The organism is Pseudomonas sp. LB1P83 (genome assembly GCF_054897885.1).
In genome coordinates this window covers 3,472,799-3,489,900 of sequence record NZ_CM142709.1, presented here as the reverse complement: position 1 = coordinate 3,489,900, position 17,102 = coordinate 3,472,799, and the positions used below count along the sequence as shown (strand labels likewise).

Here is a 17,102-nt window from a genome sequence, read left to right as displayed (position 1 = left end):
TGATTTTCGGTGATTGTCAGGGCCTCATCGCGAGCAGGCTCACTCCCACATGTGATCTGCGTCGAACACAAATCCTGTGCTCAATGAAGATCCAATGTGGGAGTGAGCCTGCTCGCGATGGCGTCAGTTCAGACAACACAGAACCGCAGGCCTTGCGCCCATCCCCTAAAGATACTTATCCGTAACCGCACCCTCCGAGGCGCTGGACACGGTCTTGGCATACTTGGCCAGCACCCCGCGTTTGTACCTGGATTCCGGACGCACCCAGCGGGTCTTGCGCTCGGTCAGTTCAGCGTCGGAGACATCGACTGTGATCTGCCGGGTTTCAGCATCGATGGTGATCTTGTCACCGTCTTCGATCAGCGCAATCGGCCCGCCTTCAAAGGCCTCCGGCGTGATATGCCCCACCACAAAACCATGGGAGCCGCCGGAGAAGCGGCCATCGGTGATCAACGCGACTTCCTTGCCCAGCCCTTTGCCCATGACCGCCGAAGTCGGCGAGAGCATTTCGCGCATGCCGGGTCCACCCTTGGGCCCTTCGTAGCGAATCACGATGACGTCGCCGGCTTTGACTTCGCCATTGAGAATCCCGGCCAGCGCGCCTTCCTCACCGTGGTACACGCGCGCCGTGCCTTCAAAGCGCAAACCTTCCTTGCCGGTGATCTTGGCCACCGCGCCAGTCGGCGAGAGGTTGCCGCGCAACACCACCAGGTGCGAATCCTTTTTGACGGGGCGGTCGAACGGCAGAATCACGTCCTGGCCTTCGGGGTAATCGGGCACGTTTTCCAGGTTTTCGGCCAGGGTTTTGCCGGTCACTGTCAGCACATCGCCGTGCAGCATGCCGGCGGCGAGCATGCGTTTCATCAGCGGCTGGATGCCGCCAATGGCGACCAGCTCGCTCATCATGTATTTACCGCTGGGACGCAGGTCGGCCACCACTGGGGACACCTTGCCCAGTTCGACAAAATCATCCAGCGTCAACTCGACATCCACCGCATGGGCCATGGCTAAAAGGTGCAGCACGGCGTTGGTCGAGCCAGCGAGGGCGATCACCACGCGGATGGCGTTTTCAAAGGCTTTGCGGGTCATGATGTCGCGGGGTTTGAGGTCCAGCTTCAACAGCTCCATGACCTGCTGACCGGCGCGGAAGCTGTCTGATGCCTTATCGCTGCCGACGGCGTCCTGAGAACTGGAACCGGGCAGGCTCATGCCCAATGCCTCAATGGCGGAGGCCATGGTGTTGGCCGTGTACATGCCGCCGCAGGAGCCGGGGCCGGGAATCGCCACTTCCTCGATCTGCTTGACCTGAATCTCGCTGATATCGCCGCGAGCGTGCTGCCCCACGGCCTCGAACACGGAAATGATGTCGGTGTGGCCAGCGCCCGGGCGGATGGTGCCGCCATAGACGAAGATCGACGGGCGATTCAGCCGCGCCATACCGATCAGGCACCCCGGCATGTTCTTGTCACAACCGCCCACGGTCACCAGACCGTCAAAACCTTCGCAACCGGCCACCACTTCGATGGAGTCGGCAATCACCTCCCGCGACACCAGCGAATACTTCATGCCTTCGGTGCCGTTGGCGATGCCGTCGGAAATGGTGATGGTGTTGAAAATGACGCCCTTGGCGCCTGCGGCATTCGCGCCTTTTTCCGCTTCAACGGCGAGCTTGTCGATGTGCATGTTGCACGGCGTGACCATGGCCCATGTCGAGGCGATGCCAATCTGCGGCTTTTTGAAGTCTTCATCCGTAAAGCCCACGGCACGCAGCATCGAACGGCCGGGCGCGCGCTCCACGCCGTCGACCACTTGAGAGGAATACTTACGCAAATTGTCTTTGTCGCTCATGACGTTCCCTCATTTCCAGATCGCTGGCCCGACCGGTGTGGCCTGAAGCAACGGATTGAGTCTAGTCCCGGTTCGCCAACTTGGCCGCTCCCACCGGGTGCGAAAGCATTCAATAAGCGCTAATCCAGGAACCCCGCACACACCCCTCGAATACAGCCGCGCAACCACTGGTGCGCGGCATCGGCATCCATTCTCGGGTGCCAGAGCATTGAGATGGTGATCACTGGCGTGGCCACCGGAAGGGGGAAACTGTGCAGGCCAGCGCGCAGATTGTGGGTGTGGCGTTCGGGCACCGTGGCGATCAGGTCCGAAGCCCGGGCTAGCGCCAGCGCTGCGGAGAAGCCGCCGACGATGGTGACGATCTCCCGCGTCAGTCCAAGCGGTTTCAGGGCTTCATCCATCGGCCCTTTGTCCCGTCCACGCCGCGAGACCAGCACATGCCTGCCGGACGCATACCGGGCGGGTGTGATCTTGCCCTTGCTCAGCGCATGACCCGGGCGTACGACGCCAATGAAGCGATCCTGATACAACGCGCGGGTGCGCACTTCCGGGCTGGTGGTGTCGGCGACAACGCCGGTCTCCAGATCGACCGTCCCGTCGCGCAGCAGCGTGCTGTCCTGGTTCAGTTTCTGCAAAAAATGCAGCCGTACGCCGGGTGCTTCTTCGCTGAGGCGAGCAATCAGCGCCGGCCCGAAATTCTCTACAAAGCCGTCGCTGGTGCGCAGCGTGAAGGTGCGCACCAGTTGCTTGAGGTCGAGCTGCTCGGCGGGGCGCAGCACCGCTTCGGCGTGCTGCACCAGTTGGCTGACCTGCTCGCGCAGCTCCAGCGCCCTGGGTGTCGGCACCAGGCCGCGTCCGGCGCGGACCAGCAATGGATCGCCGGTGGTTTCACGCAATCGCGCCAGCGCCCGGCTCATTGCCGATGGGCTCAGGCGCAATCGTTGGGCGGCACGCGCAACGCTGCCTTCAGCGAGCAGCGCATCGAGGGTAATCAGCAGATTCAGATCGGGAGTCGTCATGTTTCAACGGTAGCACGGCTGAGTGATGACATGGCGCCGCGTGCAGGTATCAAGTGCAAGTGGTGCGTCTTCCGCCATGTCAGGCGCGGGCATACGCTGAAGGTCAACTCTTCATCAAGTGGCCAAACCATGAAACTCACCATGCAACCCGGCTCGGTCCGCTGGGCGCTCGCCAGCCTTTCGCTGTCGATGTTGATGCCTTCACTCGACACCAGCATCGCCAATGCAGGCTTGCCGACCCTGTCCCAGGCACTCGACGCTTCCTTTCAGCACGTGCAGTGGGTCGTCCTGGCGTATTTACTTGCGATCACGACGTTGATCGTCAGCGTTGGACGCTTGGGCGACATCGTCGGCCGCCGTCGCTTGCTGCTGGCCGGCATCGCCATATTCACCCTGGCTTCGCTGGCGTGTGGTGTGGCGCCTTCGCTGGGGTGGCTGGTCAGCGCGCGGGCGGTGCAAGGCCTCGGCGCGGCGATCATGTTAGCGCTCACCGTTTCGTTTGTCGGTGAGACGGTGCCCAAGGCGCAGACCGGCAGCGCCATGGGATTGCTCGGCACGATGTCGGCGATCGGCACCACGCTGGGGCCATCGCTCGGTGGCGTGTTGATCTCCGGCTTTGGCTGGCAGGCGATTTTTCTGATTAACCTGCCGCTGGGCGTTTTGAACGGTGTGCTTGCGTACCTCTATTTGCCTGCTGATCGCCAAACGCCAAAGGCTCAGCGCGGCGGATTTGACGTCGCAGGCACGTTGGTGTTGGCGCTGACACTCGGTTCTTATGCTTTGGCAATGACGATGGGTGGCGGTGTTTGGGGTTCGCTCAACCTCGCGTTATTGCTGATCGCGGTTGCCGGTACCGGGGTTTTCCTGTTCGTCGAGGCAACGGTTGCATCGCCGTTGATCAAACTGACGCTGTTGCGTGATCGGGGATTGAGCGCAAGTCTGGCCATGAGCACGCTGGTCTCGACGGTGATGATGTCGACGTTAGTGGTCGGGCCGTTCTATCTCTCGGGCGCGCTCGGGTTGAATGCAGCGCTGGTCGGGCTCACGTTGTCAGTCGGCCCGCTGGTTGCCGCGTTGGCTGGCGTGCCCGCCGGGCGCCTGGTGGACCGTTTTGGCGCGCAGCGCATGAGCGTTTCCGGGCTTGTTGCAATGGCGCTCGGTGCATGCGTTCTGTCCATGATGCCGACGCGTGTCGGCGTCCTCGGCTACCTCGCGCCCATTGCTGTGATCACCGCCAGTTATGCGCTGTTTCAGGCGGCCAACAACACATTGATCATGACCGGCGTCAGTGCGGATCAGCGAGGCGTCATCGCCGGCCTGCTCAGCCTGTCGCGCAACCTCGGGCTCATCACCGGGGCCTCGGTCATGGGCGCAGTGTTTGCATTGGCTTCATCGGCGACCGACGTCACCCATGCGGCGCCAGAAGCGGTCGCCCATGGCATGGCAATCACCTTTGCGGTAGCGGCGGGGTTGATTGGCTTGGCGCTCGCCATCGCGTTGCCAGCCCTGAAAGGTGAACGCGTGGTGGTGTAATTCGAAGCAAAACACAGGGCGCGCGTTCTGAGTCCTCAAGCCTCAATGCAACGAATGCCGGCTCAGGGCCTCATATGAAAAGGACGGGGCCACCGGTGCAGGTACGCATGGGATGGCCGAGCGCATATTTATCCCGAAAACAGGTGATTGTTTTTATGACCGCGGCTGACAAAAATCATGTGACCTGGCTGGTTGAACAATCGATGCTGCATGCCGCACGGCAGCGGGCCAAGCTCTACTCTGGGCAAGGTCGGCTGTGGCAACAGCCGTATGCCCACACCCGGCCCCGTGATGCTTCGGCCCTGGCTTCGGTGTGGTTCACCGCTTACCCGGCGTCCATCGTCACCCGCGAAGACGGCAGTGTGCTCGAGGCGTTGGGCGATGAAACCTTATGGCATGCCCTGTCGAAAATCGGCATCCAGGGCATTCACAATGGTCCGCTGAAAATGTCTGGCGGCCTGACGGGCACCCGACGCACACCGACCATTGATGGCAACTTCGACCGCATCAGTTTCGAGATCGACCCGCAACTGGGCACCGAGGCGCAGCTTCAGGCCCTGGTGCGCATGGCCGCCGCGCACAACGCGGTGATCATCGATGACGTTATCCCTTCGCATACCGGCAAAGGCGCGGATTTCCGCTTGGCCGAGATGGCCTATGAAGACTATCCGGGTCTCTACCACATGGTCGAAATCCGCGAAGAGGACTGGCCGTTGCTGCCGGACATCGCCGACGGCCGTGATGCGCAAAACCTCAGTCCGCTGCAGGTCGACGTGCTCCGGGACAAGCACTACATCGTCGGCCAGTTGCAGCGGGTGATTTTCTTCGAGCCAGGGGTCAAGGAAACCGACTGGAGCGCGACACCGATCGTGATCGGCGTCGATGGCAAGCCGCGGCGTTGGGTTTATCTGCATTACTTCAAGGAAGGTCAGCCGTCATTGAACTGGCTGGACCCGACCTTCGCCGCGCAGCAGATGATCATCGGCGATGCCCTGCACGCCATTGACGTCATGGGCGCGAAAATCCTGCGTCTGGACGCCAACGGGTTCCTTGGCGTGGAGCGCAAGCTCGACGGCACCGCCTGGTCTGAAAGCCACCCGTTATCGATCACTGGCAACCAGTTGCTGGGCGGGGCGATCCGCAAGGCCGGCGGTTTCAGTTTTCAGGAGCTCAACCTGACCGTCGACGACATCGCCAGCATGTCCCACGGTGGTGCCGATCTCTCCTACGACTTCATCACCCGGCCGGCCTACCAGCACGCGTTGCTGATGGGCGATACCGAGTTCCTGCGCTTGATGCTGCGCCAGATGCACACCCTCGGCATCGACCCCGGTTCGCTGATCCATGCCTTGCAAAACCACGACGAACTGACCCTGGAACTGGTGCATTTCTGGACGCTGCACGCCCATGACACTTACCTTTATCAGGGCCAGACCTTTCCGGGCAGCATCTTGCGTGAACACATTCGCGAGCAGATGTACGAACGTCTAGCGGGCGAGCACGCGCCTTACAATCTGAAATTCGTCACCAACGGCGTGTCTTGCACCACCGCCAGCATCATCACGGCGGCGTTGGGGATTCGTGATCTCGACACGATCACGACGGCGGATATCCAGCAGATTCGCCAGGTCCATTTGCTGTTGGTGATGTACAACGCCATGCAGCCGGGCGTGTTCGCGCTGTCCGGCTGGGACCTGGTCGGTGCGCTGCCATTGCCGGCCGAACAGGTTGAGCACTTGATGGGCGACGGCGACACACGCTGGATTCATCGCGGCGCCTATGATCTGGTGGACCTCAATCCGCAAGCACCGCTGTCCGCAGGGCAAATGCCACGTCCGAAGACCTTGTATGGCAGCCTGCCCAACCAATTGAAGGACCCGGATTCGTTCGTCTCGCAACTCAGAAGAATCCTCGCCGCACGCCGCGCCTACGACATCGCCGCCAGTCGTCAGATCCTGATTCCGGATGTCCAGCACCCAGGGCTGCTGATCATGGTCCACGAATTACCGGCCGGCAAAGGCACACAAATCACCGCACTGAATTTCGGCTCGACGCCGATCACCGAAACCTTGCACCTGCCCAACATCGCGCCGGGTCCGGTGGTCGACATCATCAACGAGCGGGTCGAAGGTGATCTCACGCCTGAGGGCGACTTCACCATTACGCTGGATGCCTATGAAGGGTTGGCACTGCGGGTGGTGAGTGCTTCGCCGATGATTTAAGAGGGGGGGGGCCGTCGGTGGGCTTTTCACTATCTTGTTGACGCTTGACCCGCCACCGTTTGATTCGGCAGACATGTTCTCCATAGGACATGCTTGCCTCTGTTGATCGGCATGGCCGGACCAGCGATCGGCGACTTTGTACGCTCGGTTACGGCTTATTAACTTCGACACGCTTGAAGGATAGCGAAAGGAGTTTTTTCATTAATCTGGCCATCGGGGTTTCTATTTTTTTATGGATGACATGCGACGCGCCAATCATCAAGGCGATAGTGCCCCAAAGCAGTAGGTGCGGGTTCACAGCCGGATAAGCAATATTAAAGATCATAAAGCCGATCATTTGATGTAATAGATAAAGTGGGTAGGTTAGCGCTCCTAATGCAGTCCAGTTCAATGCCCCTATGGCTGCCATTTTGTTCGTTGCGACCAAAAAGAACGTTATAAAGAAAAGGGTAATTACGCTGCATACGATCAACAGATTGTAGTCGGTTGAATATTTTGTTTCGAGCAATTCGGCCCATACAATTGCGGTGTAGCAGGACAATGCCAATGCACCCGCCAACAGGAGAATTCTTGTTTTTGTGATGCCCCCGGCCCATATCATGTAGAACGTTGCACCCGCTATGAAATAGGCAGCGTAATCGGTGACTAATATCGAGCGCATTTTTTCGAAAGTGAATACTTCAGCTGTGGCGGAGATCAGCAGCCAGAGTATGAGGTATGTCTCTATTTTTTCTATTTTCTTGAAACCCAACACAATGGAGATCATTAGATAAAATTTTATTTCTGCAAACAGAGACCAGTAAACGCCGTCGATCGGCGCGATACCCATCAAGTCGCTGAGGAATGTCATGTTCGCGATGTATTGATAAAGGTCGGCTGTATACCGTGGTTGGCCGATGGCAAGTATGATTAGAAAAGTGAGGGTGCAGCACACCCAGAATGCCGGGCAGATACGAACAACGCGGGATATGAAAAATACTTTGAGATTATTGCTCGAAGCGGTCATCAGAATGACGAATCCACTGATCATGAAAAACAGTTCGACACCCAAGTAACCGTATTTGGCGGGCTCAGCCAATAGCGGGTAGGGCATTGTAGACATGTCGCCCTTTGCATACCCGCGAAAGGCATAGTGAAAAAACACGACTGCGATAGCCGCCAGGAAGCGCAGCAAATCCAGTTCTTTCAGCCGGCGTTTGATCATTTGAATGCGCTCCAGACGTGTTAGCGCTAATTGAAAACTGACCATCTGCCGATTGAGATTTGACCCGGGCGGTTGTCGATCTGGTGTGACGCCTATCGACTGCGTTGCCACACCTTGACGTAGTCGACGCTGAAGGTAGAGGGCAAGTCAGCATCGTCGACCACGCCGAACCACTGCCACATGGCCTCACTGTCAAAGACGATCTGCATCGGGAAGAAGAAATGGCGGTTCTTCGATTCCCTGACCAGCACGCCATCGACGTACCAGCGCAGGGTATCGGGCTGCCAGTCGAAGCCGTAGATATGGAAGCTGTCCGCCAGGCGCCATGGACTGACCCAGGTGCTGCCATCGGCGACATGTTCGGTGCTTTGCGGCGTGGCCCACAGGTGGGCATTCATGTTGTAAAAACGGTCCAGGGCAGCGTCTTTGGTCTTGCCGCCGATTTCGAAGATGTCGATTTCGGTGGCGTTGTCAGTCATGCCCGTCCACGCGAGCCAGAATGCGCTGGAGCCTGCCGAGTCCATGGGTTTGGCGCGCGCCTCGTAATACCCGAAGAGCCCACGCGAATGGGTGCGAACCATCGCTGAGGAGTAGTCCTTGAAGCCGAGCTTGACGTACTTCTGCGGCAAGGTTTCCTTGCGAAAGACGATGTTCAGGTTGCCATTCTTGACGCTAGCATTGTCCGGCTTGAACAGCGCCGGTTTGCGTCCGAGCGATTCGTTCCCTATGGCATTGTTGACGTGCCAGCGCGTGCGGTCGAGCGTTGTGCCGTTGAAGTCATCGGACAGCTGCGTGTCGAGCGTCCACTGGCCGGCATTGGCCTGATCGGACAGCGGCAGGTTGGGGTTGGTATGGACCGGCAACGTGCCCAGCGGTCCGACACGGGTCCAGGTGTCAGCCAGTCTGGGAACGACAATGGACCATTTGTCCGCCAGGTACTCAAACGCTTGTTGCCGCTCGGCGAGGGAGGCGAACGGGCGGTCGTAGACCAGCACTTCGGCGATTTCGCCGCGGAAGTTTTCGGCCTTGCCGACCACGTTGCGCCCGACGGCATACGGACCGATCGGCACATCGAAAAGCTCCAGCACGGAAATGGTCGGCGCATACGCGGTGGTCTGTCGCAGGCTGATGGCGAAATTCGGCAACACGTTATCGTTGTTGGCGATTTGCGGTCGCGAACTGAACAGCCGCTGCCAGGGATCAACATTGGCTTCTGCTGGCCGAAGGGATACGAGCAACACCGTGACCGGGCCTTTTGCGCTGCGGATGTTTTTGCCCAGAAACCCCTCAACGCCACTGAAACGCACCACCGATTGACCGTTCAGGGCGTTCGCAACCTGCTTCGGTCCCAAGGCGGCATCGTCTGCCGTGGCGTCGTTGGACTGGCCGGATTTGTCGCGCCAGTACTGCACACGGTCCTGTGCATCGACGGTCATGGTCGATGCATCGGCCGCGTCGAGCCACAGCACCAGCCCGCTGGCCGGCGGACGGGAGGGTGCTTGCGCCGCCGTGCCAGCCAGTGAAACTGACCACAGCAGGACCAGCAGATATTTGCTGAGCATCTGCGTTACTTCGCTGTCATCAAGGCCGGTATGTCGAGCGACGACTGATACCCCAGCGGATTGCGCGACTGCCACCGCCAGGTATCGACGATCATCTGTTCCAGGTCACGTTGCGCGCTCCAGCCCAGGTCACGTCCTGCCTTGCTCGGGTCGGCCCAGCATTTGGCGATGTCACCGGCACGTCGCGGGGCGAAACGGTAGGGGATGGTGATGCCGGTAATGTCCTCGAAACTCTGGATCATCTGCAGCACGCTGTAGCCGATGCCGGTGCCCAGGTTCCAGGCGTTGATGCCCCCTTTGCCCCGCAACACCTCCAGAGCCTTGAGATGGCCGATGGCAAGGTCGACAACATGGATGTAATCGCGCACGCAGGTTCCATCCACGGTGGGATAGTCGCAGCCGTACACCGTGAGTTCGGGAATCCGTCCGATCGCAACCTGGGTCAGGCACGGCAGCAAATTGGCGGGGCGGCCGCTGGGGTCTTCGCCGATCATCCCGCTTTCGTGGGCACCAATCGGATTGAAGTAGCGCAACAAGGCAATGCTCCAGCGCGGATCCGCGTGGCACAGGTCGGTCAGCAACTCCTCGATCATGAGTTTGGTGCGGCCATAGGGATTGACCGGTTTTCCGGTCCCGATGTCTTCCAGGATCGGGGTTTGCGCAGGGTCGCCGTACACCGTCGCCGAGGAGCTGAACACCAGATTGAACACTTCATGACGCACCATCGCCCGGCAAAGATTGAGTGTCCCGGCGACGTTGTTGGCGTAATAGTCCAAAGGCTTGCGAATGCTTTCTTCGACGGATTTGAGGCTTGCAAAATGCACCACGGCCTCGACGTCGTAACGACTGAAAATCTTGTCGAGCAAGATCGAGTCGCCAATATCGCCATTGATGAAATCGACCCGGGTGTGGGTCAGCAGCTCAAGACGCGCGATGCACTCTTGACAGCTGTTGCACAGGTTGTCGAGCACCAGCACAGAGTGCCCGGCATTGATGAGCGCCAGGGCAGTATGGGAGCCAATGTAGCCGGCCCCGCCCGTAATAAGCGTGGTTTTAGGCATGGTGAGGTGTTCCTGTCTCAGGGGGGAATTCAGCGCGCGGTGAAAACCGTTTTGAATTCTTGCAGCCAGCGCGGGTGCAATATGCTGTACGCCACGGCATAGGTCAGTGCGCCAATACCGATGGTGAAAATCAGGTTCAGATAGCCTTGAAAACCTACCCGGGGAGCAACCATCACGACGGTTGCCGCCATGACGAGCGAGGCAATCACGCTGCGGTAATTGGCGTCGAAGAACCGGTGCCAGCCATAGCCGATGGCCGTGTTGAGGCCGCGTATTTGCAGCGGCGTGATGATCAGCATCCTCGCCAGCAGAGCGAGGGCGGCCGCCATGCCGCCATAAAGACTGCCGAAGCTGTAAACCAGCGCCAGTGCCAGTACCGTGGTTGCCACTTCGGCCTTGATGGTCAGGTGGCTGCGATTGACGGCGATCAGCGCGGTCGTGGCATACATGGCGGTATTGCCAATGGCGGCGGTGCACGCCAGCACTTGCAGCAGGGGAATGGCCTCGGTCCATTTGGCGCCGAAGATCAACAGGATCACGTCGTGCGCCGTGAGGGCGATGCCGATGAACAGGGGCGTCAGCAGGAAGCCGCTGACGGCGGTCGAATCGCTGATGATCGCGCGTAACCGTGAGGGATCGGCGCTACGCCGGGCAAACACCGGCAGCGCATAACTGATCAGGCCGTGGTAGATCGCCGTACGCGGCAGATCGATGATGCGCATCGCCATGTTGAACATGCCCACCGCATTGGTGCCGGCGGTCATGCCAAGGACCACATTGACCCCGCGTTGCAGCGCTTGCGAGCTCAGCGCGTTGACGGCCACCGGCGCACCGGACTTCAACAGTTCGCGCAAGACCGGGCCGTCAATACGAAAGGCAATGCGTCGCGGGTCTGCGCGCATCAATACGATGATGGAGACGAACTCCATGATCAATGCCTGGGCAACGACCGCCCAGGCCCCCAACCCCCACAGCGCGACAGCGATGCCGCCGACGCCACCAACCACCTTGCCCATTAACGTGCGTGAAGCCAGCATCTTGAAGTTACCGCTGCGGCGCATTTGCGCCACATAGACCCGCGCCATCATGGTGAACAGGATTTTCACCGAGGCAACCGCGGTCATCCATTGCAGCACCGGATCGGGCGTGTAAAGCATCGCTGCGCCCGAGATGACGACGATGGACGCCAGGCTAACGAGTACCGCCGCCCAGAACGCCGTGGTGATGTGCTTGTCCTCCAGCCGTTCGAGTCGTACCAGCGGGTCTTCCAGAACCGATGAATACGCCAGGCCGATCAACTCGACGATGGCAATGATGACTGTGCCCACACCCAGCTCTGCGGGCGACAACAGCCTGGCATACGCGACAAAGGTAATCATCGACAGGAAGATCAGGCCGAATTTCTCGGTGAAGATCCAGATCAATGTCACCAGACGGTGATTGGCCATGGCGGATACCGGTTCAATGAGCGGTGGTTGATGCCGTTGCCTTGCGCAAGGTTCGGGCGCAGGCATAGAGGTAGCGCAAGGTCGGTTTGCCATTGGCGAAGATCAGCGTTTGCCAGGAATACTCCAGCATTCGCCGGTACACGCCGATCACTTCGGCATGCTCGCCACGTCGGGAAAAGGCATTGAGAAAATCGGTGTGGTTGCCCAGCACAAAATCGATCCGTTGCTGCTTGCTGAGCTGTGCGCCATAGCGGGCGAGGTACACGTCGATGAACCTGATTTTGTTCGCATAGTACTTTTTCGGTTGCGCGGTCATGTTGCCGCCGTTGACTGTGCGCTCCAGCAGCACCTGTGGCACCGTGTGGACCTCCCAGTGTTCAGCGATCCGGGTCCACATGAAACGGTCTTCGGAGTAACGCAGGCTGGCATCGAAGCCGCCGTATTGCATGATCACCTCGCGCTTGACCAGCGCGGTGGATACGCCATTGAGGACGTTGGCGTGGATGAAATCGTAGAAATGCCGGCCGTTCTTGAGGTGGTTGTCCAGCTGCCGCCTGCCGTCGCTGTAATTGACCTGGGTGTAGCAGTCGATCAGCCCCACCGGCCGTCCCTGACGAGTGAGTTCGTCGTACAGCGCCAATTGCAGCTCGAGCTTTTGCGGACGAAATTGATCATCGGCATCGAGCAGCGCCACAAACGTCTCTTCACTGTGCCGCAATCCGTTGTTGCGGGCACTGGCCTGGCCTTCGTTGGCCTGCTGCAACAGCGTCAGGCGGAACGGCGCCACGAAGTCTCTGACCCGCTGTGGCCCGTCATCGGTGGAACCATCGTCAACGACGATGACGTGATCGGGCAGTCGGGTTTGCCCGACCAGGGACGCCAGTGTTTGCTCAATGCTGTCGGCGCCGTTGTACAGCGGGATCACGACGCACACTGAATGTGCTGAAGGGGAGGCTTGGTTGGGCACGGGTGTTTCTCCTTTTGTCACGCCTGGGCTGAATCGCGCGCTAAACCCTTGCCAGACGGACGCTGACGCAGGGTTGTCGGTGATAACTCGGGGAATGTCGCGTGGTGATGCCGAAAGGACAGGGCCAAGGTGCAGAACACCAGGAACTCGGCAGAGCGATAGTTGGGAATCACGTACGCCACATAATTGGTGACGACGAACAAGCCGATGATGACCAGGGCGCTGGCGCGAAACCGTGCCGCCTGGTTCGCCGTCACGGCGCGGTACTGTTTGAGCAGCGCTTCGCCCAGCAGCAGCGCCAGCGCAGTCAACTGGATAACGCCGCCGTTGAGCAGGGTCTCCATGTAGCCGCTGTGGGCGTTGCCGATGTAGCCCCAGCGAGTGATGAAGGCACTGGCGTCGGGGCTGGCCCAGAAGGCACCGAAGCCGTAACCCTTGAGCCATTGTTCGTCGACAAACGGCGCGAGCAGCTCCCAGATCATCGTGCGGTCAGTGAGCGACGGATCGCGACCGGCAATCTCCAGCAGCCACGCAACGTGGCTGTACAGCAACAGGCAAACCAGCAGAAACACCAGCGTGCAACCGAAGAACAGCCACTGCGAGCGGTTGATATGCAAGCGGATCAGGGTGAGGAAATACCAGTAGCTCACCGTACCGGAAATGATCAATGCCACGCCGGTCGCCGACTGGGCGAGCAGGATCGCGATCAGCGAAAAAAACGAACAGAACAGGGCCCAGCGGTTGCGTTGGCGGATCATCGGCAGCAACAGCAGGATGGCGATTGCGTTGAGCCGTGCCCCGGCGTTCTTTTCGGCGAAAATCCCCTTGAATGCACCGTCCCGAATGCCACCGGACAAGAACGCGACGTCAGGCATGACCACGGCGAGCATCAACCCGATCAACGCCGCCACGCCGATGGCACAGCCGAGCATGAAGGTGATTTTTTCAAGGGGGTAGTTGTAGGCAATGAAACCGGCAAAAAACACCACGCTGAGCATCGCGATAAACCGCTTGAAACTCAGCATCGGGTCGTGGGACCAACCGATCGATGCGATGACACAGAGCATGAACACCAGCAAAAAGAAGTTGCTGCGGTAAAAGGTTTTGCTGAGGAACACCTTGTTGCGGATGAAGAAGAACAACGGCACCAACAATGTGATGAGACCGCAGACCTGGTTGGCGACGTTGCCTTCGAGGTCTTTATCGATGTCGCCAAAGCTGGACGCTCCACCCAGACTGAGGACAAACGTGATCACCTGGATGTAGAACAGCACACCGAACAGAGTGAACGCATCGCGCAGTGTGGAATATCGGATCTCCAGTGTGCTCATGGCGATGGCCTCCGGAGCAGCGCGGCGAGGTAGGTTTCTACCGCGCTGGCATTCATGAAACGCGCGGCGGCATCGATGCGGGACTGGCGTTGCAGGTCTCGCGGTGTCGAGAGTTGCAGGGCGATGGCCTGCGCCAATGCGCTTGGGTCGTCGACGGCCACCAGCGGCGCGACGAGGCCACCGATGAGAATGTCTTGCGGGCCATGGGGGCAGCGGGTCGACACCACCGGGGTGCCGGTGGACAAGGCCTCGACCAGCGCGTTGGGGCTGCCCTCGAAACGTGACGACAGCACAAAGCAGTCGGCCGCGGCCACTTCTGCCATGGGATCGCGGGTGTAGCCTGGCAAGTCGAACCGATCGGCCACACCCAGCGTGCAGGCCTGCTCAAGCAACTGCACCCTGAGCGTGCCTTCGCCAAAAATGATCAGGCGAACGTTGGCGTCCGGCAACCTCGCGAAGGCGTTGATCAAGGTGTCGAAGCCTTTTTGCGGGGCCAGGCGACCCACGGCGACAATCACCGGGCTGGACTTTTGCAACAGCCAGCGGTGACTCGGCCGCCCCGGCGGCTTGTCGCGAAAGTCGTCGTCGAGGACCGGATTGTCGGCAATGGTCACGTCCTTGAGACGTGCAAGGGTGGTGTCGACCAGGTCCTGGGCGACGCCTCGCGAGACGCAGATCACCGGGTTGGGGATGAGCCGATACAACAGGGGGGCCACCCGATACGCCAGCCGCACCATGAAGCCTTGGTTAACGTGCTTGTCATGGGAAAACGTGTTGCGTTCGCTGACGTGCAGCCGTGCCAGTGTCCCTGACAGTGAGGCGGCGAGGATGGCCACCACGTTGACGTGAGTGAGGGCCGCCAGTTGTGCGTCGAAGCGATTGGCGCGCAGAAATCGCGCGAGGGCCGGCACCGCACGCGCGGTGCGCTGGCTTTGCAATTCGACTTTCTTGACCCGCGGGTCGAGGTGCACTGCATGGACGCCGCCACCGGTGAGCATCAGCAATGTCACGTCATTGCCCGCGTCCACCAGGGCACTGGCGAGGCGCGCCATCATTTTTTCAGCCCCGCCTGCGCTGAGGTCATGCAGGATAATCAGCAACTTTTTCATTGGTTCCATACCTGGTAATACGCTTGCGCGGCGTACCGGCTGGTGTACGGATGGATGGCGTCACTGAGCATTTTTGCGCTGGGCGCAACGCCGCTCTGGGCCGCCAGGCTTTGAAGCATTCCCCGCGCCAACGCCGGTACGTCGTTGACGGCGACCAGTTGACCCAGTCGACCGTTGTCCAGCAGCTCCCTGGGCCCGGTCTCGCAGTCGGATGCCAGCACGGGCGTGCCCAGCGCCAGCGCCTCGATCAGGACGGTCGGCATGCCTTCCTGCACGGAGCTCAGAATGAACAGCCGTGCGTGCCTCAGCAGCGGATAGGGGTTGCTCAGGAATCCGGTGAAATGCACCCGGTGCGTGATGCCCAGTCGGCTTGCCTGAGTGGTCAGTGCGTCAAGCAAGGGACCGTCGCCGACGATCACCAGATCCGGCAGTGCTTCGCTGCGCAACGCCAGGGCGTAGGCATCCAGCAACAGATGAAACCCTTTAGGTCCCACCAATCGGCCCACGCTCAACCAATAGTCGCGGGGTAAATCGGTGGGCAGCGGCGCTTGTGCGGCTTCAAGCAGTTGTTCGGTGACGACGGCGTTGGGGCAATAGCGGATCCGTTGCCGACCCCAGGGCATCCAGTCGACGAGGGACTGGCGCAAGGCTATGGAGACCGTGACCACCTTGCCGCTGCCGCAGAGGTACAACGAATAGAGCAGGCGCAGGCTTGAAGGGCCGGTTTTCTGTTCAGTGCAATCCAGTGCCGCGTGGCGGCTATAGATGACTTTGCAGGGACGGCCCCGGGTGGCGAACCAGGTGCAGAGATTGGCCTGCTCCTTGGCGGAAATGAGGTGGGTGACGCCCTCACGGTGAATGAGCCGGCGCAACAGCACAATGGACTTGAGCAGGCCGACGATGCCGCTGCCGCTGCCGCTGCCCAGCGTTGGCGCACCTTCAGTGTCCGGCGTGTCACCGTTCATGACGAAAAAACTCACACGCTGGCCATCCTTGAGAAACTGCTCGGACAACCGTTGCTGGACGCGCTCGACGCCACCACCCGATTTGAAGTCCTTGAGAATGAACAGGATGTGCATGGTCATTCTCCAACGCTGATGGCAACTTTGCGTTGAACGATCATCCTCAACAGGTGCAAAAAATTACTGGGGTAGTCGATGAGGTAGCGTTTGATCGTATGCGGCTCGCGATACATCCGATAAAACGCGCGCATATGCAGTTGATTGATCATTGCCGGGTAGTAATGCTGCGTGGCCATGGCTTCCTGGCGTATGAACCCGCCACAGGTGAAGGCGACCCCCCGAAAACCTGCACGCAGAGCATCCTGTTCGAACTGCTCCTGCAGCCCGGCACCCAGGCCGACGATCAGGATGTCTGCTTCGCTGCGGCAGATGTCGGCCTGAATGCACCGGGCCTGTGCCGCATCGAAGTAGCCGTTGTGATAACCGGCGATGGTCAGCCGCGGATAAAGCAGCTTGATCTTGCCGACAAACAGATCCAGTTCAGCCTGGCGGGCACCGACGAAATACACGCGCTTGCCCTGTTGCTCGGCGCTGCTGAGAACAGCGTCGGCAATCGAGGTGAAATCAAAGCTGACCCGGCCGATCGTACGGCCGGTCACGCGCGACATGAACGTCGACATCAGCATGCCGTCGCAGAAGTAGGCGACGGTGCCTGGGGCCTGTTCGAAAAGGCAGCCGATAGAAGCAAAGTTGATGAAGGAATAGGCCTGGTTGGCGTCGAGTAACTTCGGTGAGTAATGCCTGACTATTTGCAACCTGATCATGGCGCGACTCCC

General features: G+C 59.8%; 13 protein-coding genes. 2 read left to right on the top strand and 11 right to left on the bottom strand.

Features of this window, described 5'->3' with window-relative positions; genetic code table 11:
* Positions 1-165: 165 nt before the first annotated feature.
* Both ilvD and ACYZTY_RS15975 read right to left on the bottom strand, forming a co-directional pair.
* Complete coding sequence (ilvD, locus tag ACYZTY_RS15980; RefSeq protein ID WP_461954518.1) at positions 166-1,848, bottom strand: dihydroxy-acid dehydratase; 1,683 nt, start codon at positions 1,846-1,848, stop codon at positions 166-168.
* Positions 1,849-1,967: 119 nt separating this feature from the next.
* Entirely contained in the window at positions 1,968-2,867 is a 900-nt protein-coding gene (locus tag ACYZTY_RS15975; protein WP_461954517.1) for a LysR family transcriptional regulator, read from the bottom strand.
* Between the two features lie 129 nt (positions 2,868-2,996).
* Here ACYZTY_RS15975 and ACYZTY_RS15970 point away from each other — a divergent pair, with 129 nt between their 5' ends.
* On the top strand, positions 2,997-4,400 hold the full coding sequence (locus tag ACYZTY_RS15970; RefSeq protein WP_461954516.1) for an MFS transporter: 1,404 nt from the start codon (positions 2,997-2,999) through the stop codon (positions 4,398-4,400).
* 155 nt (positions 4,401-4,555) lie between these two features.
* The gene (gene treS, locus ACYZTY_RS15965; protein WP_461954515.1) at positions 4,556-6,622 is read left to right on the top strand and encodes a maltose alpha-D-glucosyltransferase; all 2,067 of its coding nucleotides are present in this window, start codon (positions 4,556-4,558) and stop codon (positions 6,620-6,622) included.
* A gap of 148 nt (positions 6,623-6,770) precedes the next feature.
* On the opposite strand, the gene ACYZTY_RS15960 is transcribed toward treS, so the two are convergent.
* The 9 genes from ACYZTY_RS15960 to ACYZTY_RS15920 all read right to left on the bottom strand — a co-directional run bounded on the left by ACYZTY_RS15960 (position 6,771) and on the right by ACYZTY_RS15920 (position 17,090).
* Positions 6,771-7,826 (bottom strand): acyltransferase family protein, encoded by a 1,056-nt coding sequence (locus ACYZTY_RS15960; RefSeq protein ID WP_461954514.1) that lies wholly within the window; start codon positions 7,824-7,826, stop codon positions 6,771-6,773.
* 92 nt (positions 7,827-7,918) lie between these two features.
* The gene (locus tag ACYZTY_RS15955) at positions 7,919-9,388 is read right to left on the bottom strand and encodes a family 16 glycosylhydrolase (protein ID WP_461954513.1); all 1,470 of its coding nucleotides are present in this window, start codon (positions 9,386-9,388) and stop codon (positions 7,919-7,921) included.
* A 5-nt stretch (positions 9,389-9,393) separates the two neighbouring features.
* Complete coding sequence (gene galE, locus ACYZTY_RS15950; protein WP_461954512.1) at positions 9,394-10,449, bottom strand: UDP-glucose 4-epimerase GalE; 1,056 nt, start codon at positions 10,447-10,449, stop codon at positions 9,394-9,396.
* Between the two features lie 29 nt (positions 10,450-10,478).
* Positions 10,479-11,897: an oligosaccharide flippase family protein gene (locus ACYZTY_RS15945; protein WP_461954511.1), complete on the bottom strand. Its 1,419-nt coding sequence runs from the start codon at positions 11,895-11,897 to the stop codon at positions 10,479-10,481.
* Positions 11,898-11,910: 13 nt separating this feature from the next.
* Positions 11,911-12,864 carry a glycosyltransferase family 2 protein gene (locus ACYZTY_RS15940; protein ID WP_461954510.1) on the bottom strand — a complete coding sequence of 318 codons (954 nt, stop codon included), beginning with the start codon at positions 12,862-12,864 and terminating at the stop codon, positions 11,911-11,913.
* Positions 12,865-12,881: 17 nt separating this feature from the next.
* On the bottom strand, positions 12,882-14,195 hold the full coding sequence (locus ACYZTY_RS15935) for an O-antigen ligase family protein (RefSeq protein ID WP_461954509.1): 1,314 nt from the start codon (positions 14,193-14,195) through the stop codon (positions 12,882-12,884).
* Positions 14,192-15,304, bottom strand: a complete 1,113-nt coding sequence (locus tag ACYZTY_RS15930) for a glycosyltransferase (protein WP_461954508.1) — start codon at positions 15,302-15,304, stop codon at positions 14,192-14,194. Before ACYZTY_RS15930 ends, ACYZTY_RS15935 begins: the two co-directional genes overlap by 4 nt.
* A complete protein-coding gene (locus ACYZTY_RS15925) occupies positions 15,301-16,383 on the bottom strand; it encodes a glycosyltransferase (RefSeq protein ID WP_461954507.1) in 1,083 nt (360 codons plus the stop codon). Before ACYZTY_RS15925 ends, ACYZTY_RS15930 begins: the two co-directional genes overlap by 4 nt.
* 2 nt (positions 16,384-16,385) lie before the next feature.
* Positions 16,386-17,090 carry a WecB/TagA/CpsF family glycosyltransferase gene (locus tag ACYZTY_RS15920; RefSeq protein ID WP_461954506.1) on the bottom strand — a complete coding sequence of 235 codons (705 nt, stop codon included), beginning with the start codon at positions 17,088-17,090 and terminating at the stop codon, positions 16,386-16,388.
* Positions 17,091-17,102: the final 12 nt, after the last annotated feature.

What these genes read in the sequence shown, in the direction of transcription:
- ACYZTY_RS15955 (WP_461954513.1), bottom strand. Translation starts at nt 9,388, where the DNA reads ATGCTCAGCAAATATCTGCTGGTCCTGCTGTGGTCAGTTTCACTGGCT.
- ACYZTY_RS15945 (WP_461954511.1), bottom strand. Translation starts at nt 11,897, where the DNA reads ATGGCCAATCACCGTCTGGTGACATTGATCTGGATCTTCACCGAGAAA.
- ACYZTY_RS15970 (WP_461954516.1), top strand. Translation starts at nt 2,997, where the DNA reads ATGAAACTCACCATGCAACCCGGCTCGGTCCGCTGGGCGCTCGCCAGC.
- ACYZTY_RS15925 (WP_461954507.1), bottom strand. Translation starts at nt 16,383, where the DNA reads ATGCACATCCTGTTCATTCTCAAGGACTTCAAATCGGGTGGTGGCGTC.
- ilvD (WP_461954518.1), bottom strand. Translation starts at nt 1,848, where the DNA reads ATGAGCGACAAAGACAATTTGCGTAAGTATTCCTCTCAAGTGGTCGAC.
- treS (WP_461954515.1), top strand. Translation starts at nt 4,556, where the DNA reads ATGACCGCGGCTGACAAAAATCATGTGACCTGGCTGGTTGAACAATCG.
- ACYZTY_RS15920 (WP_461954506.1), bottom strand. Translation starts at nt 17,090, where the DNA reads ATGATCAGGTTGCAAATAGTCAGGCATTACTCACCGAAGTTACTCGAC.
- ACYZTY_RS15975 (WP_461954517.1), bottom strand. Translation starts at nt 2,867, where the DNA reads ATGACGACTCCCGATCTGAATCTGCTGATTACCCTCGATGCGCTGCTC.
- ACYZTY_RS15930 (WP_461954508.1), bottom strand. Translation starts at nt 15,304, where the DNA reads ATGAAAAAGTTGCTGATTATCCTGCATGACCTCAGCGCAGGCGGGGCT.
- ACYZTY_RS15935 (WP_461954509.1), bottom strand. Translation starts at nt 14,195, where the DNA reads ATGAGCACACTGGAGATCCGATATTCCACACTGCGCGATGCGTTCACT.
- galE (WP_461954512.1), bottom strand. Translation starts at nt 10,449, where the DNA reads ATGCCTAAAACCACGCTTATTACGGGCGGGGCCGGCTACATTGGCTCC.
- ACYZTY_RS15960 (WP_461954514.1), bottom strand. Translation starts at nt 7,826, where the DNA reads ATGATCAAACGCCGGCTGAAAGAACTGGATTTGCTGCGCTTCCTGGCG.